Raw genomic sequence first — 23699 nt, forward strand, 5'->3', positions numbered from 1 at the left:
TTATTGTCTTATCTAATTTAAGGTTGTTTGTTTTTGATTAAATTATTTATATACTGACTCTTTCTATTAACTTAGAAAAAGCTATTTGATCTTGTATAGCTATATCTGCTAAAATTTTACGATCAATTTGGATAGCAGTTTTTTTAAGCATATTCATTAAATTACTATAAGAAATACCGTACTGTCTTGCAGCAGCATTGATACGTGCAATCCATAATTTACGAAACTGACGTTTTCGTTGTTTGCGATCACGATATGCATATTGACCAGCTCTTATAACAGCTTGAAAAGCAGCACGGTATGTTCGTGATCGTGCACCGTAAAAACCTTTGGCTTTTTTTAAAATTTTTTTATGACGTGAATGAGCAGTTACACCATGTTTAACTCGAGCCATCTAATGCTCTCCTGTTGTATATCCTATATTAAATAAAAAATGTTATGCATATGGTAAACATGTGGAAATTAAATTAAAATCTCTTTGAGAAACCATACCTTTAGGACGAAGGTGACGTTTTCGTTTAGTTGATTTCTTAGTTAAAATATGTCTTAAATTAGCATGTTTATGTTTAAATTCTCCAGATGCAGTTTTTTTGAATCTTTTAGATACGCTTCTTATTGTTTTTATTTTTAACATTTTAATAATGCCTAATTTGTTTTTATTTAATTGTTTTTAAAAAAATATAATATGCTTACTTATAGAATATTTTTATAACATTATTTCTTTTTAGGAGCAAGTACCATAATGATTTGACGGCCTTCAATTCTCATAGGAAAAGATTCAATTATAGCTATATCTGAATCCTCGCATAGATCTTTTCTTATGCGATTTAAGATTTCCATACCAATTTGTTGGTGAGCCATTTCCCGACCACGAAAACGAAGAGTAACTTTTATTTTATTACCTTCCTCTAAAAAGCGAATTAAATTTCTTAATTTTATCTTATAATCGCTTTCATCTGTTCCAGGACGAAATTTCACTTCTTTAATATGAATAATTTTTTGTTTTTTTCGTTGCTCTTTACAGGATTTACTTTTTTCATAAATAAACTTTCCATAATTCATAATACGACAAACTGGCGGTTCAGCATTAGGACTGATCTCAACTAGATCAGCACCAACTTCTTCAGCTTTCCTTAGTGCTTCTTGTAAACTAATAACACCAATCTGTTCACCATTAAATCCTGTTAAACGCACTTCAGTTGCATTAATTTCATTATTAATACGATCTGAGCGAATCAATTGTGTTCTTTTTATGCCTTTAATACTTTATTCCTCCATTTGTTGAACTTTTCTAGTATAAATTTCTTTCTTTAATTTTTGAATAAAAATGTTAACATCCATTAATCCTAGATCTTTTCCACAACAAGTTCGTACAGATATCTTGTTTTTTTTTATTTCTTCTTCTCCATATATTAATATATAAGGAATGCGATTTATTGTATGTTCACGAATTTTAAATCCTAACTTTTTGCTTCTTAGATCAGATATGGCCCTAAATCCTTCATTATATAATTGAGATGTTAAATTTTCGACATATTTTATGTATTTATCAGTAACACTTGTTATCACAATTTGTATAGGTGACAACCAAGTAGGAAATAAACCTGAATATTCCTCAATTAAGATCCCTATAAAACGCTCTATCGATCCTAAAATAGCCCTGTGAATCATTACTGGAAAACGACGATGATTATTTTGATCTATGTAAGTAGCATTAAGACATTTTGGTAAAGAAAAATCTAATTGAATTGTCCCACATTGCCAAGCCCTATTAAGACAGTCAAATAGTGTAAATTCGATCTTAGGACCATAAAAAGCACCTTCTCCATGTTGTAATAAAAAATCAATATTATTTGCTTTTAAAACACATTCTAAATTTTTTTCAGCATGATCCCATATTTTATCTGTACCTATACGTTGTTTAGGTCGAGTAGCAAGATGAACCACTATTTTTTTAAAACCAAAAATATGATATATTTCATAAATCATATTGATGCATTTATTAATTTCTTCCTTTAATTGTTCTTCCGTACAAAAAATATGAGCATCATCCTGAGTAAAGTTGCAAACACGCATTAATCCATGTAATGCACCTGATGGTTCATTCCTATGGCAACTACCAAATTCTGCCATACGTATCGGTAAATCTCGATAAGATTTTACTCCTTGATTAAAAATTTGCAAGTGTCCAGGACAATTCATTGGCTTTATACAATATTCATGATGTTCAATATTGACCTTAAACATTAACTCTTGATAATTTTGCCAATGTCCTGTTTGTTCCCATATTTTACGGTCCATAAGTAATGGACTTTTGACTTCTTTATAATGATACTCACGTAATTTATCAGAAATAAATTTTTGCAGCTCGTCAAAAATAATCCATCCATTATGATGCCAAAAAATCATACCAGGAGATTCTTTTTCAATATGATACAAGTCAAGTTGTTTACCTATTCGACGATGATCACGTTTGGAAGTTTCTTCTAGTCTATGTATATAATCGGATAATTGTTGTTTATCTGCCCAAGCAGTTCCGTAGATCCTTTGTAACATCTTATTATTTTTGTCTCCTTTCCAATAAATTCCGGAAACTTTTTGTAATTTAAAATAACGACAAAAACTAATATTAGGTACTTGTGGACCTTCGCATATATCTAGATATTTTTCATGAATATATGTACTAATATTGTCTTCTTGGTTTACATATTCATCAAGAATTTGTAGTTTATATGTTTCACCTTTACTTAAGAATAGATTATGTGCTTCTTTATATTTAATTACTTTTTTTACTATATCATATTTAGTATTCGCTAGTTTATGCATACATTTTTCTAAAAGATCTATATCGCTATGGTTTAAATTATGCTTGATATCAAAATCGCAATAAAAATCATCATTAATTATTCGATTAGTTGCTATTTTAGATTCAGGCCATAAAGTTTTTATTGCATAACCTAACAACTGAACACATGATCTTCGAATAATTTCTAAACCTTCGGTATCTTTTATAGTAATAAAGTCAATTGTTGCATCATTATCTATGACATAAAAACAATCAACTAATTTACAGTTTACTTTACCAGCTATACAGGACTTTGCTAAAGTTTTGCTGATGTTTAAAGCAATATCCATAATACTAACAGCATTAGTGTAATAACGTGTGTTACCATCAGAAAAAGTAATTAATGGCATATAACAAATATCCTTGATATTATTAATGTTAAACAAATATATCCAGTATATAGAAAGAAAATTCAATAATAATAAAGTAAAATGTACATCAATGCTACTTAAAATATTACAAAAAAACCATTTAATTATAGTAAAACATTTTTTCAATAATATTAATAAGTAATTTTTTTACTTATTGCTTAGATAAGATAGTATAAGTTTAATATATTTATATTGTATTTGAGTAAAATTTTTATCAACATAATTGATACTAATAATCCAAACATTTGTCATGTACAATTATTTTTGTTTTTGATTAAATAGCTAATCAATATTAAAAAATTCTTTTTAGTACAACTAATTTAAAAAAGATATTTTGCAATATACTGAAATTATATTATATGATAAACAGTTCCAATTAAATATTATTAAAATGAATAATTTTATCAATTCAAGTAATTTATTATATATACATTCAAGTAATTTATTATATATACAATAAATTTTAGCGTTTAGATATAGGTACGATATAATTTTTAATGTTCTATAAACACATAAAATTTCATTTGGTGTAGTAATTGTAAACATTACAACGGAAGATTTCATGTATTATAATAGAGATATTTCAGCAATTTTTTTTGATATGGACGGAATTATCATAGATTCTGAACCATTATGGAACCAGGCTCAAAATGAGGTTCTTTCTAAGCTAGACATTAAAATTCCTAACACTTCTAAAACACCAGATTCAATTGGTCTAAGAATTGACCAGTCAGTACTTATATGGTATAAACTTCTACCTAAAGATTCTAATAGACCAAGTCAAAAAGAAATTATAGATGATATTATCACTCGTGCGATGTTATTAATTGAAGAAAGGAAACCTTTATTACCAGGAGTAGAATCTGCTCTGATATTATGTAAAACATGTAATTTAAAAATAGGTCTTGCTTCTGCTTCACCTCTATTTATGTTAAAAAGAGTATTAAATACATTCGGTTTAAGTCATTATTTCGATTTGGTTATATCTGCTGAGTGTTTACCTTATAGCAAACCTCATCCGCAAATTTATATAGATGCAGCAGCTCAACTTAACATTATTCCTCAACAATGTATCGCTATAGAAGATTCTATTAACGGAATGATTGCTACAAAAGCAGCTCTTATGAATTCAATTGTGATTCCTGCAATAGAATATCAAAATGATCCGAGATGGTGTTTGGCAAATAAAAAACTCAGAAATCTGACACAGTTAACAATTTCTCATTTAGGAATTTAAAGTAAAAATAATAATTATATTGTATAAAGATTAAAATAGTATTCATTAATTTATATTAACAGATACAATCATTACAAAATGATATTTAATCAAAAATATAATATGAGACATATTAATTTTCTAAATTCATTAGTTCTTGTATTTATATATCTTAATAGTTTTAATTGTTAATTAATCTCACCTTGCTTTGTATTGATATTTATTGTTGTAATAATATATATCAATATATTTAAAATATTTTTAATCATTAATAATGACAGCTAATGGACATATTTTTTTTGCTTTAGCATGTGCTATTTGTGCTAAACACTTTGAACTTACTAAAGTAATTATACAAGCAGATTGGTGGCATTTGATTCCTGCTGTTTTGATTACGTGTTTAATTCCTGATATTGATCATCCTTATTCATTAATTGGACAAAGATTGCGTTGGATTTCGCTACCCATATCGTTAATTTTTGGACACAGAGGATTTACACATAGTTTTTTAGCTTTAATTTTCTTGTCAAGCTTCAAAATTATTTGTTTAGATAATATATCAATTCCAGATGATATATTTCAAGGTATGATAATTGGATACTGTAGCCATATTATTGCAGATGCACTTACTCCTGCAGGAGTGCCTTTATTTTGGCCATATCGTAAACGTTTCGGTATTCCTGTTATTAATAATAAAAAAAATAAAAACATTGAACAGAAAATATGTTGTTGTTTGATCGGTTTTACAATATTATTTCCAATATTTGAGCCATTATTAGTTAAATTTATTATACCACTAGCTATTAAGCTTTTTTAATATAATAAAATCCAACGGTATAACAAATTTAATTTTAATATTACATCATTCTAATAAATAATTGTTTGTAACCAATAACTCATAAATAGTACTCAACTACTATTATAATCTAATAATATATTTATTTTTTAATTATAATAGCATGATATTATGATTCATAAAAACGATTTTAATAATTATTTTAAGGAAATAATTTAATGTCGTTACAAAAGAAAATAATAAAAACTCTTGGCGTTCAATCAATAATTAATACAAAAAAAGAAATTCGTAAGAGTATTGATTTTTTAAAAAAATATCTTATATGTCACAAAAAAATCAAATCATTAATTCTTGGAATTAGTGGAGGTCAAGATTCAACTCTTGCAGGAAAATTATGTCAATTAGCTATTTCTGAATTAAGATCTCTCACAGGAAACAATGACTACACTTTTATTGCTTTAAGATTGCCATATGGTGATCAAATTGATGAAAAAGATTGTCAAGACGCTTTATCTTTTATACAACCAGATCGGTGCATAAAAGTAAATATTAAAAATGCAGTTTTAGCTAGCCAACAATCTCTGAGAGATTCTGGTGTTTTTTTATCTGATTTCTTAAGAGGTAATGAAAAAGCAAGAGAACGTATGAAAGTTCAATATAGTATAGCTGGATTGAATAATGGAATTGTAATTGGCACCGATCATGCAGCAGAAGCTGTTACAGGATTTTTTACTAAATATGGTGATGCTGCTACAGATATCAATCCATTGTTTAGATTAAATAAACGTCAGATTAGACAAATATTACAAACTATGTGTTGTCCGCAACATTTATATCTGAAAAAACCTACAGCTGATTTAGAAGATAATTATCCATCTAAAGAAGACGAAGAAGTTCTAGGTATCAGTTATGATCTTATAGATGATTATTTAGAAGGTAAAAATTTGAATATCGAACATACTAGCATTATAGAAATGCTCTACTTGAAAACTCAGCATAAACGTCATTTGCCTATTACTGTTTTCGATAATTTTTGGAAATAAATGATCTGTTTAGTTGATTATTCATTTAATATCAATTATAATCAAATTGCTTAAACATTTAAATTATTAATATCTGATTATAGTAGTAATATATTTCCTAGTAAGTATCATATATAGTATTATTTAATTATTTCCTAATATAAGATTACATGCTTTACTAAACCTTTTCATACCGATATTAATTTCTCGTTTGCTAATATTTAATGCTGGAGTAAAACGAATAACATTAGAACCGGCTACCAAAACCATTACGCCACATTCAGAAGCCTTGATACTTATTTTACTTGCTTGATAAGCTAATTTTTTATTTAAAACCGCTCCTATGAGTAATCCTATGCCTCTTATTTCCTTAAATATATTTAAATTCTGATTTATTTTTTTTAAATATGAAACAATCCACATATGACGTTCTGCCACACCATCCATAATTTTATCTTTTTTTATTAGCTCCAGTACTTTACTTGCTAAGGCACCTGCCAAGGGATTTCCTCCATATGTACTACCATGAGTACCAACTGTCATTGTTAATGCAAGGTGTTTTGTAGTTAATATAGCACCTATAGGAAAACCACCACCTAAACCTTTAGCACTTGTTAAAATATCTGGAATCACTTTGTAATACATATATGCGTACAGTTCACCAGTTCGACCTATTCCAGTCTGCACTTCATCAAAAATCAACAAAACATGATATTTATCACATAATGCTCTTAATTGTTTTAAAAAACAAAAATCCGCTGGATTGACTCCTCCTTCTCCTTGTATAGGTTCTATAATAACTGCACAAGTATTTTCATTAATTAATTTAGTAACAGAACTAATATCATTGAATGATGCATGTTGAATTTCTTTAGGTAGAGGTTCAAAATATTTTGAGTAACAAGATTTACCTCCTGTAGCAACTGTAAAAAAAGTACGTCCATGGAAACTATTTTTAAATGCTAATATGTTATTTTTATATTTCCCAAATTTATCTCTAGCTACTTTACGAGCTAATTTTAATGCGGTTTCATTTGCTTCTGCTCCGGAATTACAAAAGAAAACTTTGTCAGCAAAAGTTAAATCAACTAGTTTTTTTGCTAATCCCAAAATGGGTTCATTAGTATAACTGTTACCAATATGCCATAAATTATCTGCTTGTTTTTGTAACGTTTTTTTTAGCAATGGATGGCAGTGACCAAGTACATTAACAGCAATTCCACCTGTAAAATCTATATAATCTTTACCATTTTGATCCCAAACAATTGAACCTTTAGCGCGTACAGGTATGAATTTAGCAGGATTATAAACTGGAATCATCCATTTATCAAAATCTTCACGAAAAAATTTTATAGACATAATTAATTTTCCTGCGATTCAGTTAAGAGAATACAATTAACAAAAAATATTTTAATTAAGATATTTTATTAAAATAAAAATTTGTAATGTTTATTTAAATTAGAATTTAACATATTTATAATAATTTAAAATAAATTATTTTTGATTTGTAATTTATCTGTAATATTTCAATAAAACTAATTTATCAAAATTTATATTTCTAATTAAAAATAAAGATTAAATATTTGTTATATTATAATTAAATATATATAAGATTATTATAATGACTACAGTCTGTTTTGATATGTTATTGATTATTCCAATTATTTTGTAATAATATCTAATGAAAATTAATACAATGAAGTAATAACCAGTCTATTTTATTATCACAATAATCAAATAATATCTATCAAATAGATTACTTTAAATATTAAAAAGATCATCATTACACCAAAATACAGAAATATATTTATAACAATTTTTGTTTAACACAATAAATCACAAATATTATTATTGATCAAAAGATGATTATTGTGTTATGGAATATTTTCATATATTTATATATAAAATTTTAATGTAAAGTTATTTTTTTTTGTTTTATTATATTTATTTGAAACTTTATCATTTCACTAATCAAGTCTTCAGGACAATGTTCAACAAAATAAATTAAATCATTAATTGCAATATGTTCGCAGTCTAATTGAGTATAAATCAAACCGCGATCTCTAATTTCATAAGGATCATTGGGATTGATGAGTAATAATATCTTATTAACATTCAGAGCTAATTCCATTTTTTTTTCTTCCATTAAGGCAACTTTTAATGCTGTTAGCATTTTATATATCACACTAATAGTTGTTGCTTCATCAAGATCATCTTCATGCAATTTAGCGCATGTATCAATACTTCCTTTTAGCCAAGATTCTAAAATAGATATATTGAGTGTTTCACCAGTAAATGGATCAATTAACCAATCACAATTATCACCCCAGTCAACACGTAAAATTAATTGAGTAGGGAAAATAATTGGCATCAAAGTTAATTTTAATGCACTAGCTATATGAATCAGTATTATGCTTAAAGAAATTGCAGTACCTTGTCTAGTTTTTAATACTTTATCTAACCACAACACATCAGATAAATTATAAGTACCTTTGGCTCCTCCAAAACCCCATTTGTGATAAAAAAGTTCAAATAATTTTTTGAGTTTTATTTTTAAATTCTTTTCTGTTCCTATATGGTCTTTTGCATTATCAACTAATAATAATAATTGGTTTTGCACAAAAGATAATGGAAAATCCGAACGAATATCAACCATAGCGTCAATAACAGCTTCGCATAACATCATTTGACTAAAGTCTAATTTTCTAACCAAAGTTTAATATTCCCAATTATAAGTTTTTTAATATTTTATTAATAACATTATTAATGTATATGTTAAAATATACTAGTATACGTATCGACTTGAATATCTCAAAAAATTATTACAATATGTTTGATTTCAATATATTAAGTATATTGCAAAGATATTAAGTATTATCTAATACATTTTATTTTGGTGACATTCCTAATGTAACACGTGGATTTCCTCCATAATCCTTAATTGTATTTATATTTAGATAACCATACTTTTTCATTATATATCTAACTGATTTATCTTGTTGCCAACCATGTTCTACCAAAAGCCAACATTTTTTTTTAAGCCAATCCAATGAATTTTTAATTATAATTTTTAAGTTAGATAAACCATTTTCATCAGATACTAATGCTGTTCTAGGTTCAAAACATATATCTCCTGATTTAAGATATAAGCTGTCAGCTTCAATATATGGAGGATTACTTACAATTAAATCAAATTTATTAGGTGGCACATTATGAAACCAATCACTTAAAAAAAATGTGGCATTAATAATTTTTAGTTTTTCAGCATTGTATTGTGCAGTTTTAACTACGCTATCAATAAAATCCACACCGAAAACTTTACATTTTGGCAGTTCGCTGGCAATTGCTAATGCAATTGCTCCTGTTCCTGTTCCTAGATCAAGTACCTTTAATGATGAATTTGAAAGGTGATTTAATGACTCTATAACTATAATTTCTGTGTCAGGTCTAGGAATTATTGTATCATTAGTAACTTTCAAAGTAAGAGACCAAAATTCACATTCTCCTAATAAGTATGCTAAAGGTTCTCCCTTAACACGTCTCATTAATATTTTTTCTAAAGATATTAATTGTGTATCAGTAATCATAAGCTCATTAAAAGCAAATAACCAAGAGCGAGATTTGCCAGTAACAAAACTCAATATTATCTGAGCATCAAGTTCTGGAGTATCACTATTATATAAAGCATTTTTAGCTTTTTTTAACCAATTATGAGTATTCATTGAATGCTTTCTGAAATTGCTATTAATTGTTCAGCTTTATATTCTTGGATAATTGGATTAATCAATGGTTCTAATTTGCCGTTTAATATTTCATCTAAGCGATAAATTGTCAAATTAATCCTGTGATCAGTAACTCTACCCTGTGGAAAGTTATATGTTCTAATACGATCTGAACGGTACCCTGTTCCCAGAAGATTACGCCGCATATTAGCCTCTATAGCATGACGTTCTGCTTTTTCTCTAGCTTGAACACGTGATGATAAAATAGATAAAGCTCTAGCTTTATTTTTATGTTGTGAACGTTCGTGTTGACATTCCACTGAAATTCCTGTAGGCAAATGAGTAATGCGTATTGCTGAATCAGTAGTATTAACATGTTGCCCTCCTGCCCCAGATGAACGAAAAGTATCAATTTTTAAATCGCAATTATTAATGTGCAATATCGATTCCTCTGTAGTTTCAGGGATTACAGCTACAGTACAAGTTGACGTATGAACTCTTCCTTGTGATTCAGTATCCGGAATACGTTGTACTCTATGGCCGCCAGATTCAAATTTTAATCTTCCATAAGCATTAATACTGTTTATGCGGATAATTATTTCTTTATATCCACCATATTCACTATCATTAGCACTAATAATCTCTGCATTCCAATTACAGATTTCAGCATAACGAATATACATACGAGATAAATCTCCAGCAAAAATAGCAGCTTCATCTCCTCCTGTTCCAGCTCGTATTTCTATAAAACAATTGCGTTCATCATCAGGATCTTGAGGTATTAATAATAATTGCAATTTTTTTTCTACTGATTCAATTTTTTTATATGATTCATGTAATTCTTTTTGCACTATATCTTGTAATTCAAGATCATTAGATAAGTCCTTTAAATTTTCAATATTATTATAAATTGTTTGCCATTCTCTAAAACATTCAGTAATAGTTTCAATTTTAGAGTATTCACGTGATAGGTTTCCTAAAAGTTTTTGATTTACAAATGTATTTGGATCACTTAGTAAGACTTCTAGCTCTTCTCGACGATCTTGAAGTTCTTTTAGCTTAGTGATAATAGAATTTTTCATTTATTATACCATTTCTGTTGCATTTGTTATAAAGTTAGCTAACTTAAACCTAAACTATCACATAAAATTTTTAAACGCTTTTTATCTCCATTACGAGCAGCCTGCTGAAGAGATTTTGTAGGTGCATGAATTAAACGATTTGTTAATTTATATATTAGTTCTTGCATAACTTTTTGAGGATCATCACCTTTTTGCAGTGCATGTAATGCTTTTTTTTCCATTTCAACACGAATATCTTCTACTTGTTCACGATATTTTCGAACGCTATGAGATTCTTTTTGTGATTTTAACCATAACATAAATTTATTACTTTCTTGCATTATTATATTTTCAGCTTTTGTTATTGTAAGCTTTCTACTTACTAGATTAGTATCTATGATGTCTTTTAAATCGTCTACGCGATAAAGATAAGTATTAGGTAATTTATTTACTTCTAATTCAATATCTGCAGGTACTGCTATGTCAATTAAAAACAGTTCTTTATTATATCTTGATTTTATTGATTGTTCTAGCATAACCTTTGTTATTATAGGAAATCGGCTAGATGTAGAAGATATAATGAGATCAGCTTTATGTAAATAATTACTCAAATTAAGCTGATCAACTACTTCTGCATTTACTTGTGAAGCCAATACTTCAGCATGCGATCTAGTACGATTAGAAATAATGATTTTTTTTATTTTGTATTTACGTAAATAATACGCTACTAAGTTAATAGTTTTGCCTGCTCCTATTAATAAAACTGTGATTTTAGACAAACATTTAAAAATTTTACGACTTAGAGTGCAAGTAGCATATGCTATAGAAATAGCATTTGATCCAATATCAGTTTCAGATCTAATTCGTTTTACAGCATGAAAGGTTTTTTGAAACATTTGATTTATTTCGCTATTTACTGAATTGTTTTTTTGTGATATAGCAAATGCTTCTTTAACCTGACCAAATATTTGCGATTCGCCCAATATCATTGAATCTAACCCGCTAGTTACACGAATTAAATGACTTACTGCTTCTTTATCTTTATAACAATATATACTGTTATGTACTTCTGATTTGTTTAATTTATGATATTGACATAACCAGCTTATTAGATATTCTTTCGAATTAATTTCTTGATCTACACTAATATATATTTCTACCCTATTACAAGTTGATAGCAATATAGCACTTTGTATAATAGATTGAGATAATAATAGGTTATTTAGAGCCTTTGATATTATTTCTGGCCCAAATGATAAACGTTCACGCAGACTAAGAGGAGCAGTTTTATGATTTACTCCTAGAACAAGTAATGTCATAAGTAATTTAAAGATTCAATAATCAAGTTAGGATAATTTTAATTTAAAAATTATTACATAAGAAGAGGTTATTGTACAATATATTATAAAAACAAGAAAAGATACATTAAATAAAATTTAGTTAAAATATATAACTTACTAATCTGTAAGTTATTTTTTGAAATAAATTCATCAATAATGATTTTAACACAAATATTAATATATTAATTAACATTTTCATGATGATAAACAATCCAATGCAATTTTATTGATAATTTTAAGTATATTATAGTTTAATGATTAAAATAATTAAACTAACCTAATTAAATATAAGAGAAAGAAATGATATCAGATATTTTATTAAATGAATAATAATGCTTACATAATATTTTATTTAAATCATTAGTTTTAATTTTTTAATTAATTAAGTAGGTATATAAACAACTATAATTGCATGTAATTATTTTTAATTTTTGATTTTTAGTTTAAGTGAGATGTATTATAATAATACATATTATTTAAAGTACAGGACTCATAATATAAAAACAAAATGATAAATATTTGGCCATCCCCAGCAAAGTTAAATCTTTTTCTTTATATAAATAATTGTCGATCAGATGGTTACCATAATTTGCAGACTATCTTTCAATTTATCAATTATAGTGATTTGTTAGAAATAAAAATAAATAATAGTGGTTTGATTGATTTGCTCACAAATTTTCATGATATACCCAAAGAAAAAAATTTAATTATCAGAGCTGCTAAAACATTAAAAAAAGCAGCAAAAAAGAATATTATCCTTAATGCAGGAGCAGTGATTAACATAAAAAAAAATTACCCATAGGTGCTGGATTAGGTAGTGGATCATCAAATGCTGCTACAGTTTTAATAGCACTTAATTATCTATGGCATACTGAATTTACAACAGAAGAGTTAGCAAAACTTGGTTTGCAATTAGGAGCTGACGTTCCTGTTTTTATTTATGGATTTTCAGCTTTTGCTGAAGGGATTGGTGAAAAAATTCAACCTGTTTATATAAAAGAAAAATGGTATCTTGTCACATATCCTAATATAAATATAAGTACAGCAGATATTTTTAACGACCCTAAATTAGTAAGAAATACAAAATATCGACATTTACAAGAATTATTAAGTTCGCCCTTCACTAATAATTGTGAGAATTTAGTTAGAACTAAGTTTATCAAAATTAATGAAATTATATGTTTACTTTCAAAATATGCACCAACTAGATTAACTGGTACTGGATCTTGTGTTTTTTCTGAATTTGATAACAAAAAAAGTGCTTACGAAGTGATGAATTTTATTCCTAAATACGCTAATGGATTTATAGCTAAAGGCACTAATATATCTTCTTTACATCAATTACTTATAATGAATAAATTGTTAATTAATTGATAATTGTGTATCACAAAATATTTTATATTGAAAACATTATTTCAGAAATATCATAAGGATCTCAATTATGTCAGAAATGAAGTTGTTCTCTGGAAATGCTACTCCTGAATTAGCACAACTTATTGCTAATCATTTGTGTACCAATTTAGGAAGTATTGCGGTTAGCCGATTTAGTGATGGGGAAATAAGCGTACAAATAAATGAAAATGTGCGAGGTGGTGATATTTTTATCATTCAATCTACTTGTTATCCAACTAATGATAATTTAATGGAATTGTTTGTAATGGTAGACGCACTTAGAAGAGCTTCCGCACGTAGAATTACAGCTGTTATCCCATATTTTGGTTATGCTCGGCAAGATAGACGTGTGCGTTCTGCTAGAGTACCTATCACTGCTAAATTAATAGCAGATTTTCTTTCTAATGTTGGAGTTGATCGTATCTTAACTGTTGATCTACACGCTGAACAAATACAGGGTTTTTTTGATATTCCCGTTGATAATGTATTTGGTAGTCCAATTTTATTAGAAGACATGTTAAGTATAGAGTTAATAAATCCTATAGTAGTTTCTCCTGATATTGGTGGTGTAGTACGTGCCCGTGCTATAGCAAAATTATTAAAAGATACTGATATGGCAATTATTGATAAGCGAAGACCTAACTATAATATTGCTCAAGTTATGCATGTCATAGGTGATGTTTCTAATAGAGATTGTGTATTGATTGATGATATGATTGATACAGGAAGTACATTATGTCAAGCAGCAAAAGCCCTAAAAGATCGCGGAGCTAAGCGTGTATTTGCTTATGCTACTCATCCTGTTTTTTCAGGAACTGCATCTAGAAATTTGCAATACTCTGATATAGATAAAGTAATAGTTTGTGATACAATCCCTCTAGCTCAAGAAATAAAATCTTTAAAAAAAGTTAGACTTTTAACTTTATCTGGGATGTTAGCAGAAGCTATAAGACGTATTAATAATAATGAATCTATATCTGCTATGTTTGAACATTAATTTTGAAACAATTTTGCAATTAGTACATTTGAGTAATTTTATAAAATTAACAATTAATATTAATTTATATCATTGATACAAATCATATAATAAACAGTGTAGTATTAAAAATACTTATTGGTATAACATTAATTATGAATAGAATTAAGTTGATAGTGGGTCTTTTAAATCCTGGAGAAAAATATTCTTTTACTAGACATAATGCAGGTGCGTGGTATATAAATTTATTGATTAAAAAATACAACCTTAATATCAAAAAAAACCTTAAATTTTTTGGATTTACATCCAATTTATGCATTAATAACAATAAATTTCATTTATTATTGCCTAATACTTTCATAAATTTAAGTGGCATAGCAGTAAAAACTATATCAAAATTCTACAATATATTACCTGAAGAAATATTAGTAGCACATGATGAACTTGATTTACCTCCTGGAATAATAAGATTTAAGTTCGGTGGTAATCATGGTGGTCATAATGGTTTAAAAGATATTATAAGTAATTTTAGCAATAATAAAAATTTTTATAGGTTAAGAATTGGTATTGGTCATCCTGGTAATCGTGAAAAAGTAAATCAATTTGTGCTTAGTCATCCTTCTAGTTATGAAAAAGAATTGATTAATCATGCTATTAATGAAGCTGTGATTTGTACTGATTTGTTATTTACAAGTGGATATGTTAAGGCAATTAATAGACTTAACTCATTTAAAATCAAATAAACATTTATTTTTAATAATATCTCTTGTATATTTATATTATTTAAATAAATATTATGAGGAATATTAAATTTTGGGATTTAAATGTGGCATAATAGGATTACCTAACGTTGGTAAGTCTACTATTTTTAATGCACTTGCAGGTCAGAACATAAAAGTAGCAAATTTTCCATTTTGTACAATTAAACCTAATATTGGAATAGTTTCTGTACCAGACTTAAGACTTTATCAGTTAGCAAAACTTCTACATCCAAAAAATTTAGTATCTGCAACTATGGAATTTGTTGACATTGCAGGATTAGTAAAAGGTGCTTCTGAAGGTGAAGGATTAGGAAATTTATTCTTAAGCAATATTAAAACAGCTGAAGCTATATGTCATGTAGTTCGTTGTTTTGATGATGAAAAAATCATTCACGTATCAGGTAAAATTGATCCAATAAAAGATATCGATATTATAAATAACGAATTAATTTTAGCTGATTTAATTGTATGCGAAAATACTATTGCAAAATTGAAGAAAAAAACAGATGTGAATAACCAAAATATTAATAATGAAATTAATGTACTAGAAAAGTGCCTGTTTCATCTTCTAAATTCAGGATTATTACGTACGTTATGTTTAACTAGCAAAGAAAAAAATTTAATTGATTACTTAAATTTTTTATCTATAAAACCAACTATGTATATTGCGAATGTAAAAAAAGGTGATTTACAAAATAACTATGTCCTATGTGAATTATATAAAATTGCTCAGAAAGAAAATGTTGTAGTAATTCCTTTATGTGCAATAAGTGAATATGATACCATCAAAACAAATACTCAAAATATTGAAACATTTATGTTTGATGAACAACATTGTTTAAATCGTGTGATTCGTGCTGGCTATTCATTGCTTGATTTACATACTTATTTTACTGCTAGTACTAAGGAAGTTCATGCTTGGACTATTCCTATTGGAACTACTGCGCCACAAGCTGCTAGTAAAATTCATAGTGATTTTAAGAAAGGTTTTATTTGCGCACAAACTATTTCTTTTGAGGATTATATTTTATACAAAGGAGAAAAAGGTGCAAAATATGCTGGTAAAGTACGTTCAGAAGGCAAAAATTATGTAGTAAAAGATGGAGATATCATTAAATTTTTATTTAATGTTTGAGATAAATTATAATTTATATTATTAAAAATATACTGTTACATATATGACATAAAACAACAAAACAGCTATTAATACAATGAGAATATATTGTTATATAATTATTATATTTAATTCGAAATTTTAAAACAAAATATAGATGATATTTTTCTTTTTTTTGTTTCCAAGTAATTATTCTATAAATCGATAATAATAAATATTTGTTTGAAGGTATTATTATATTAATAATTAAAATCACTGAATAATAAAATATTAATAATATTATTCAATGGTAATCAATCACATGTTTTCAATTATAGCATCACCAAATTCAGAACATTTTAGTAATTTAGTATCATGTGATAATTTATAAAGATCGTAAGTAACAGTTTTTTGATTAATGGTACAACTTATACCTTTGATAATAAGATCTGCTGCTTCTATCCATCCTAAATGACGTAGCATCATTTCGCCAGATAAAATTAAAGAACTTGGGTTAACTTTATCATAACCTGCGTATTTAGGCGCTGTACCGTGAGTTGGTTCGAATATTATAGAATGATCTCCAATGTTTGCTCCAGGGGAAATACCAATTCCTCCTATTTGTGCTGCAAGAGCATCAGAAATATAATCACCATTTAAGTTCATACATGCTATTACATCAAAATCAATAGGTTTCAATAAAACTTGTTGCAAGAAAGCATCTGCTAGTATATCTTTTATCTTTATAATTTTATTTGTCTTAGGATTTTTTAATTTCATCCATGTACCATTGTCTAAAAATTCAGCGCCAAATTCTGTTTTTAAAAGATCATATCCCCAATTCTTAAAAGCTCCTTCAGTAAATTTCATAATATTACCTTTATGAACTAATGTAAGAGAATTACGATCATTATCAATTGTATATTTAATGGCAGCACGTATTAGACGCTTAGTACCTTCTTGAGAGCATATTTTAATACCTATTCCACAATTTTGAGGGAAACGAATTTTTTTTGCCATATTCATTTCTGTTATTAAGAATTCTATTACTTTGTTGGCCTCATCTGAGTTGCTTTTCCATTCAATACCAGTATATATATCTTCAGAATTTTCTCTAAAAATTACCATATCAACATTTTCCGGATGTTTGACAGGACTAGGAGTATTTTTAAAATAACGTATAGGCCTTAAGCAAGCATATAGATCTAGTTGTTGACGTAAAGCGACATTTAATGATCTAATACCTTTTCCTATTGGAGTTGTAAGGGGCCCCTTAATGGCAATATGATAGTTTTTAATAATATCTAATGTTTCTATAGGTAAAAATATATTTTTACCATAAAATTTTGTTGCTTTTTCACCACAATAAACTTCTATCCAATGAATTTCTCTTTTATCTCCATATGATTTTTTTACTGCTGCATTAACTACTTTTATCATTACTGGTGTTATGTCAACACCAATCCCATCGCCTTCTATGAAAGGAATAATTGGATTATTAGGAATAATAAATTTTCTGTTTTTTAAAGTTATTTTTGTACCTTCTATAGGAATTACTACTCTAGATATCATTTTATTTGATTTTCCAATTTATTAGATAGTGAACTTATATTAAAATAATATGTTGCTTATTACTTTAATATATCATAACAGGTATTGAGTAAATAATTTACTACTCAATACCTGTTATTTTTAATTTTATATTTATAATCAAACATATCCAAACTATAAATTTTCATTTTAACATTAAATATATATTATAAATATTATAATATATATTGTTTAGAAAACAATGTTTTTACATAGTAATTAAACTACATTATCTCAATTAATATTTGCTTAATTTAGCAATATATATTTATAAAAATACTTTTAGAATATTAAGATCTTTAAAAATAAAAATGTTTGCATTATTATAATAGTTTAAAATATATTTATTATAATAAAAAACATCTATTAACATTTGCTTTCAAAATAATTATTAGTCATTAAGTAATTAACCTTTAATATATTGATTGATTGAATATAATATGTTTATAAACAAAAAGAAAAAAGTAATTATTGGTATGTCTGGAGGTGTTGATTCTTCTGTATCGGCTTGGTTGTTAAAAAAGCAAAACTACCATGTTGAAGGTTTATTTATGAAAAATTGGGAAGAAGATGATGGAAAAGGATGTAATGCCATAAATGATTTATCAGACGCCCAGTCAGTTTGTGATAAACTTGGGATCTATTTACATAAAATTAGTTTTGCTGCAGAATATTGGGATGATGTTTTTAAACCATTTCTTGAAGGATATAAAATGGGATATACTCCTAATCCTGATATTATTTGTAATAAAGAAATAAAATTTAAACTATTTCTTGAATTTGCAATAAAAGAATTAGAAGCTGACTTTATTTCTACAGGCCATTATGTTCGTAGTAAGTATATTTTTGGTAAAAGTTATTTATTACGTGGAATAGATCTTACAAAAGACCAGAGTTATTTTCTTTATATACTTAATCAAAAACAAATTAAAAAAACTATTTTTCCATTGGGTACAATAAAAAAAACACAAGTACGTAATATTGCAAAAAAACTTAATTTTATTAATGCATCAAAAAAAGATTCCACTGGAATTTGTTTTATAGGAAAACGAAATTTTTGTAATTTTTTAAAGACTTATTTACCTTGTCAACCAGGTGATATCATTAGCATTAATGGTCAAAAAATAGGCCAACATCAAGGAGTAATATACTATACCTTAGGACAACGTAAAGGTTTAGGTATTGGTGGATTAAAAAAATGTGATAATAATCCATGGTACGTGATTGAAAAAGAAGTTTTACGTAATCGATTAGTAGTTGCTCAAGGAAGATATCATCCATGCCTGTTTTCTATTGGTTTAATCGCTTCTAATTTACATTGGGTAGATAGTAATTTAATTAAAAATATTTCACAATGTACTGTAAAAACCAGATACCAACAACCAGATATTAATTGTAAAATTATTCCTTGTTTTAATAATTCCTTGAAAGTAATATTTGCTAAACCTGTTTTTGCTATTACGCCAGGTCAATCAGCTGTATTTTATTTGAATCAGTTTTGTCTAGGTGGTGGTATAATCCAGGAAAGATTGCCCCTGTTGTAGTACATGACTTAATGTATAATCTAAGATAACATTGATTATTAAATAATATTAATAAATATTTAACTAAATTCAAAAAATAATCGCAAATTAATTTAGGAATTTAAAAATGCCACTATCTATTTTAACAAATATATCACCTATAGACGGTCGTTATAGAGATAAATTAAATGAATTACGTGATATATTTAGTGAATTTGGCTTATTAAAATACCGTGTACAAATTGAAATTAATTGGTTACAGAAACTTTCTGATACTTTAGAAATCAAAGAAGTTCCAGTATTCTGTAAAGAAACAAAAGATTTCCTTAATAATATCATTAATAATTTTGATGAGAATGACGCTAATCATATAAAGTCTATTGAAAGAAATATAAATCATGATGTTAAAGCGGTAGAATATTTTATAAAGGAAAAAATAAAAAACATTCCAGAACTATATAATATATCTGAATTTGTTCATTTTGCTTGTACATCTGAAGATATAAATAATTTATCCTATGCAATAATTTTAAAAAAAGCTCGACATGACATAATTGTACCTTATTGGAATAAATTGATTAAAGAAATAAAAATATTAGCAAAAAAATATAAAGATATTCCTGTTCTATCTAGAACACATGGGCAACCTGCTACTCCTTCTACAATTGGCAAAGAAATGGCGAATACTATCGTTCGTATGCAACGTCAATTAAATCAATTAAATGATATTGAAATTTTAGGTAAAATGAATGGAGCTGTAGGAAATTATAATGCTCATTGTTTTGCTTATCCAGAAATTAACTGGATAAAATTAGCTGAAGAATTTGTAACTGCTTTTGGTATAACATGTAATCATTATACTACACAAATTGAACCACATGATTATATATCAGAATTATTTGATTGTATCAAACGTTTCAATAATATATTAATTGATTTCAATCGAGATCTTTGGAGTTATATATCATTAAGTTATTTTAAACAAAAAATTACAAACAGAGAAATTGGTTCTTCTACTATGCCTCATAAGATAAATCCAATTGACCTAGAAAATTCTGAGGGTAATCTGGGAATATCTAATGCTATGATGCAACATTTATCCAATAAATTACCTATATCTCGTTGGCAAAGAGATCTTACAGATTCTACTGTATTACGTAATATAGGTAGTAGTATTAGTTATTCAATTTTAGCTTATAAATCAGCATTGAAGGGAATTTCTAAATTAGAAATAAATAAAGATTTTATAATTAGTGAGTTAAATAATAATTGGGCTGTGTTAGCTGAACCAATTCAAACTATAATGCGTAGATACGGCATAGATAAACCTTATGAAAAATTAAGAAATTTAACACGTGGTAATTATGTTAATGCATCAAATATATATAATTTTATAAATACACTAGATATACCAGAACAAGAAAAAACACGCTTAAAGAACCTAACACCTTGCAATTACATTGGATATGCTATTAAATTAGTTAATGATTTAGTAGATTAATATAATATATTTTATTTTGATTTCTTAAGTGACCTATTTATTATATTAGTATAATCTTAATTATTAGTAAATATTAGTTACAATTTGCTTAATTAAAAATTAAGCATCGTTTTGTTAGATATATCAATACTTACTATATAATTTTCTACTTTTATTAGAAATAAATAAGATATAAATTAAATAAATACAATTAACATTATTGTAATACAATATCATATTTATAAAATTATTGTGACGGTTTATTCATCATTTATGAATAAAAGTATGTTTATATGATTATTATTATAAATATAAAGCTCCATATTTATTTAATATTATTGTCGTGTAGAATTAATAAAATATCAATAATTTTTACTATTAAGTTTGTTAAAACTTTCTAAGTGATTAATAAATTAAGAAAATTTGATTATTAAAACTAATATCAATAATAACATAATAAAGATTAATAAATGTAAAATGTATTATAAATAAAAATAACATTATTGATTTAAATTATATATTTCAGATGTTTAATTTATTAATTTTTAATAGAATGAGACTAAAATGACAGGTGAAAACATAAAAAAGTCGTTAGTTAAACTATCTAATATTAGTAAATCTTATGATAATAAAGTGATCATTGATAATTTTAATTTGACTATTTACGATGGTGAATTTCTTACTATCCTCGGTCCTTCGGGTTGTGGTAAAACCACTATTTTACGTCTAATTGCTGGATTAGAAAAAGCTGATAAAGGTTGTATTTTACTTAATGACAATGATATTACCCATACATCAGCCGAAAAACGACATGTCAACACAGTATTTCAAAGCTATGCTCTTTTTCCACATATGTCTGTATTTGAAAATGTTGCTTTTGGTTTGCGTATGCAGAAAAGGCCAATTAATGAAATTAATAACCGTGTAAAAGATGCACTAACTATGGTTCAATTGAAAAATTTCAGTCAACGTCATCCTCAGCAGCTCTCAGGCGGACAGCAACAACGTGTAGCTATTGCTAGAGCTGTAATAAATCGTCCAAAAGTATTGTTATTAGATGAACCCTTATCTGCATTAGATTACAAATTACGAAAACAAATGCAAAATGAACTAAAAGCTTTACAACGTAAACTTGGGATTACTTTCATTTTTGTTACTCATGATCAAGAAGAAGCTCTTGTAATGTCAGATAGAATTGTCGTAATGCGCAATGGAAAAATAGAACAAGATGGTACACCACGCGAAATATATGAAAAGCCTAAAAATTTATTTGTAGCAAGATTTATTGGAGAAATTAATATTTTAGAAACAAAAGTAATAAATAGTTTACAAAATTCATATGTTCGTGCATTGGTTGAAGGTTATGAATGTGATATTTATTGTCCATTTCCTGTAACATCAGGGGACAGATTATACGTAATGTTGCGTCCAGAAGATTTACGTGTTAAAGAAGCATATGATAATAATATAGATGGTTTGATTGGTTATGTTCGTGAATTAAATTATAAAGGTATGACATTGGAATCTACTATAGAACTAGAAAACGGTAAATTAGTTACTGTAAGTGAATTTTTCAATGAAGATGATCCAGATGTTGATCATGTTTTAAATCAAAAAATGGCTGTGAATTGGGTAAAGAGCTGGGAGGTAGTTTTACCATATGAAGTTAATGAATAATAAATTTCAAAAAATAGTCATTTTATTAATAGTTACTTGGTTGATTTTATTTGTATTTTTACCAAATTTGCTTGTTTTTATAACTAGTTTTTTAACACAGGATGATGCTAATTTAATTAAGTTAACATTTACATTGAATAATTATATAAGATTACTTGATCCTTTATACGCAAATGTTTTATTACATTCTTTGAATATATCAATTTTAGCCACTTTATTGTGTTTGTTACTAGGATATCCATTTGCTTGGTGTTTAACAACATTACCTAAAAACATAAAAACAATCATGTTGTTTTTACTAATAGTACCATTTTGGACTAATTCTTTAGTTAGAATTTATTGTTTAAAAATATTATTAAGTACTAGAGGATGGTTGAACAATTTTTTAATATGGACTGGCTTAATTCATAAACCTTTCCATATTATATATAAACCACAGGCAGTGGTATTTGGATTAATATATATTCTATTACCATTTATGGTTTTACCAATTTATTCTAATTTAGAAAAATTAGATAAAACTTTCTTAGAAGCAGCTTACGATTTAGGTGCAAATAAAATTCAAACATTTTTTTATGTTATTTTACCGCTTAGTATGCCTGGCATTATTGCTGGATGTTTATTAGTGATGATTCCTGCAACGGGTATGTTCTATGTATCCGATCTTATGGGAGGAGCAAAAAATCTACTCATCGGCAATATAATCAGAAATCAATTTTTAAATATTAGAGATTGGCCATTCGGTGCTTCTATAAGTATTGTAATAACATTTTTAATGTGGATAATGTTATTTATTTATTGGCGTACTATGCGTTTATTAAAAGGTTAAGGTGA

At 26.8% G+C, this 23699-nt stretch carries 20 protein-coding genes and 1 pseudogene; 11 read left to right on the top strand and 10 right to left on the bottom strand.

All coding sequences use genetic code 11. The features are described from left to right. Nucleotides 1–46: 46 nt before the first annotated feature. From rplT to thrS, 4 genes are all read right to left on the bottom strand, one after another. Nucleotides 47–394: a 50S ribosomal protein L20 gene (gene rplT / locus CRV11_RS01050; RefSeq protein ID WP_136131484.1), complete on the bottom strand. Its 348-nt coding sequence runs from the start codon at nt 392–394 to the stop codon at nt 47–49. Nucleotides 395–436: 42 nt separating this feature from the next. Beyond that, on the bottom strand, nt 437–634 hold the full coding sequence (gene rpmI, locus CRV11_RS01055) for a 50S ribosomal protein L35 (protein ID WP_136131485.1): 198 nt from the start codon (nt 632–634) through the stop codon (nt 437–439). A gap of 80 nt (nt 635–714) precedes the next feature. After that, complete coding sequence (infC, locus tag CRV11_RS01060) at nt 715–1263, bottom strand: translation initiation factor IF-3 (RefSeq protein WP_136131486.1); 549 nt, start codon at nt 1261–1263, stop codon at nt 715–717. Between the two features lie 3 nt (nt 1264–1266). Next, complete coding sequence (gene thrS / locus CRV11_RS01065; protein ID WP_136131487.1) at nt 1267–3195, bottom strand: threonine--tRNA ligase; 1929 nt, start codon at nt 3193–3195, stop codon at nt 1267–1269. Between the two features lie 583 nt (nt 3196–3778). Here thrS and hxpB point away from each other — a divergent pair. From hxpB to nadE, 3 genes are all read left to right on the top strand, one after another. After that, complete coding sequence (gene hxpB / locus CRV11_RS01070; RefSeq protein WP_136131488.1) at nt 3779–4453, top strand: hexitol phosphatase HxpB; 675 nt, start codon at nt 3779–3781, stop codon at nt 4451–4453. A gap of 253 nt (nt 4454–4706) precedes the next feature. Next, a complete protein-coding gene (locus tag CRV11_RS01075; protein ID WP_136131489.1) occupies nt 4707–5249 on the top strand; it encodes a metal-dependent hydrolase in 543 nt (180 codons plus the stop codon). A 197-nt stretch (nt 5250–5446) separates the two neighbouring features. After that, a complete protein-coding gene (nadE, locus tag CRV11_RS01080; RefSeq protein WP_136131490.1) occupies nt 5447–6271 on the top strand; it encodes an ammonia-dependent NAD(+) synthetase in 825 nt (274 codons plus the stop codon). Nucleotides 6272–6394: 123 nt separating this feature from the next. Here nadE and CRV11_RS01085 read toward each other — a convergent pair whose 3' ends face one another. The 5 genes from CRV11_RS01085 to hemA form a co-directional block, all read right to left on the bottom strand. Further along, the gene (locus tag CRV11_RS01085) at nt 6395–7609 is read right to left on the bottom strand and encodes a bifunctional succinylornithine transaminase/acetylornithine transaminase (RefSeq protein ID WP_136131491.1); all 1215 of its coding nucleotides are present in this window, start codon (nt 7607–7609) and stop codon (nt 6395–6397) included. A gap of 550 nt (nt 7610–8159) precedes the next feature. Next, the gene (locus CRV11_RS01090; protein WP_136131604.1) at nt 8160–8936 is read right to left on the bottom strand and encodes a transglutaminase family protein; all 777 of its coding nucleotides are present in this window, start codon (nt 8934–8936) and stop codon (nt 8160–8162) included. Nucleotides 8937–9138: 202 nt separating this feature from the next. Beyond that, the gene (gene prmC, locus CRV11_RS01095) at nt 9139–9972 is read right to left on the bottom strand and encodes a peptide chain release factor N(5)-glutamine methyltransferase (RefSeq protein ID WP_136131492.1); all 834 of its coding nucleotides are present in this window, start codon (nt 9970–9972) and stop codon (nt 9139–9141) included. Next, entirely contained in the window at nt 9969–11054 is a 1086-nt protein-coding gene (gene prfA / locus CRV11_RS01100) for a peptide chain release factor 1 (RefSeq protein ID WP_136131493.1), read from the bottom strand. The genes prmC and prfA overlap by 4 nt, the downstream gene beginning before the upstream one ends. Before the next feature lie 38 nt (nt 11055–11092). After that, on the bottom strand, nt 11093–12352 hold the full coding sequence (hemA, locus tag CRV11_RS01105; protein WP_136131494.1) for a glutamyl-tRNA reductase: 1260 nt from the start codon (nt 12350–12352) through the stop codon (nt 11093–11095). A 529-nt stretch (nt 12353–12881) separates the two neighbouring features. On the opposite strand from hemA, the pseudogene ispE reads away from it, so the two are divergent. The 4 genes and pseudogenes from ispE to ychF all read left to right on the top strand — a co-directional run bounded on the left by ispE (nt 12882) and on the right by ychF (nt 16637). Then, nucleotides 12882–13747 (top strand): annotated as a pseudogene (gene ispE, locus CRV11_RS01110) (4-(cytidine 5'-diphospho)-2-C-methyl-D-erythritol kinase). A gap of 67 nt (nt 13748–13814) precedes the next feature. After that, entirely contained in the window at nt 13815–14762 is a 948-nt protein-coding gene (locus tag CRV11_RS01115; RefSeq protein ID WP_136131495.1) for a ribose-phosphate pyrophosphokinase, read from the top strand. Nucleotides 14763–14896: 134 nt separating this feature from the next. Then, nucleotides 14897–15484: an aminoacyl-tRNA hydrolase gene (pth, locus tag CRV11_RS01120; RefSeq protein WP_136131496.1), complete on the top strand. Its 588-nt coding sequence runs from the start codon at nt 14897–14899 to the stop codon at nt 15482–15484. A gap of 70 nt (nt 15485–15554) precedes the next feature. Continuing rightward, nucleotides 15555–16637, top strand: a complete 1083-nt coding sequence (gene ychF, locus CRV11_RS01125; protein WP_136131497.1) for a redox-regulated ATPase YchF — start codon at nt 15555–15557, stop codon at nt 16635–16637. Between the two features lie 276 nt (nt 16638–16913). Here ychF and icd read toward each other — a convergent pair whose 3' ends face one another. Further along, entirely contained in the window at nt 16914–18167 is a 1254-nt protein-coding gene (icd, locus tag CRV11_RS01130; RefSeq protein ID WP_136131498.1) for an NADP-dependent isocitrate dehydrogenase, read from the bottom strand. Nucleotides 18168–18625: 458 nt separating this feature from the next. Here icd and mnmA point away from each other — a divergent pair, with 458 nt between their 5' ends. The 4 genes from mnmA to potB all read left to right on the top strand — a co-directional run bounded on the left by mnmA (nt 18626) and on the right by potB (nt 23694). Further along, a complete protein-coding gene (gene mnmA, locus CRV11_RS01135; protein ID WP_136131499.1) occupies nt 18626–19729 on the top strand; it encodes a tRNA 2-thiouridine(34) synthase MnmA in 1104 nt (367 codons plus the stop codon). A gap of 106 nt (nt 19730–19835) precedes the next feature. After that, entirely contained in the window at nt 19836–21209 is a 1374-nt protein-coding gene (gene purB / locus CRV11_RS01140; RefSeq protein WP_136131500.1) for an adenylosuccinate lyase, read from the top strand. Between the two features lie 543 nt (nt 21210–21752). After that, on the top strand, nt 21753–22865 hold the full coding sequence (gene potA / locus CRV11_RS01145) for a spermidine/putrescine ABC transporter ATP-binding protein PotA (protein WP_136131501.1): 1113 nt from the start codon (nt 21753–21755) through the stop codon (nt 22863–22865). Continuing rightward, on the top strand, nt 22849–23694 hold the full coding sequence (gene potB, locus CRV11_RS01150; RefSeq protein WP_136131502.1) for a spermidine/putrescine ABC transporter permease PotB: 846 nt from the start codon (nt 22849–22851) through the stop codon (nt 23692–23694). Before potA ends, potB begins: the two co-directional genes overlap by 17 nt. The last annotated feature ends 5 nt before the right edge of the window (nt 23695–23699 follow it).

The sequence above is a fragment of the Candidatus Pantoea edessiphila genome, assembly GCF_002933335.1.
GTDB lineage: Bacteria > Pseudomonadota > Gammaproteobacteria > Enterobacterales > Enterobacteriaceae > Pantoea_C.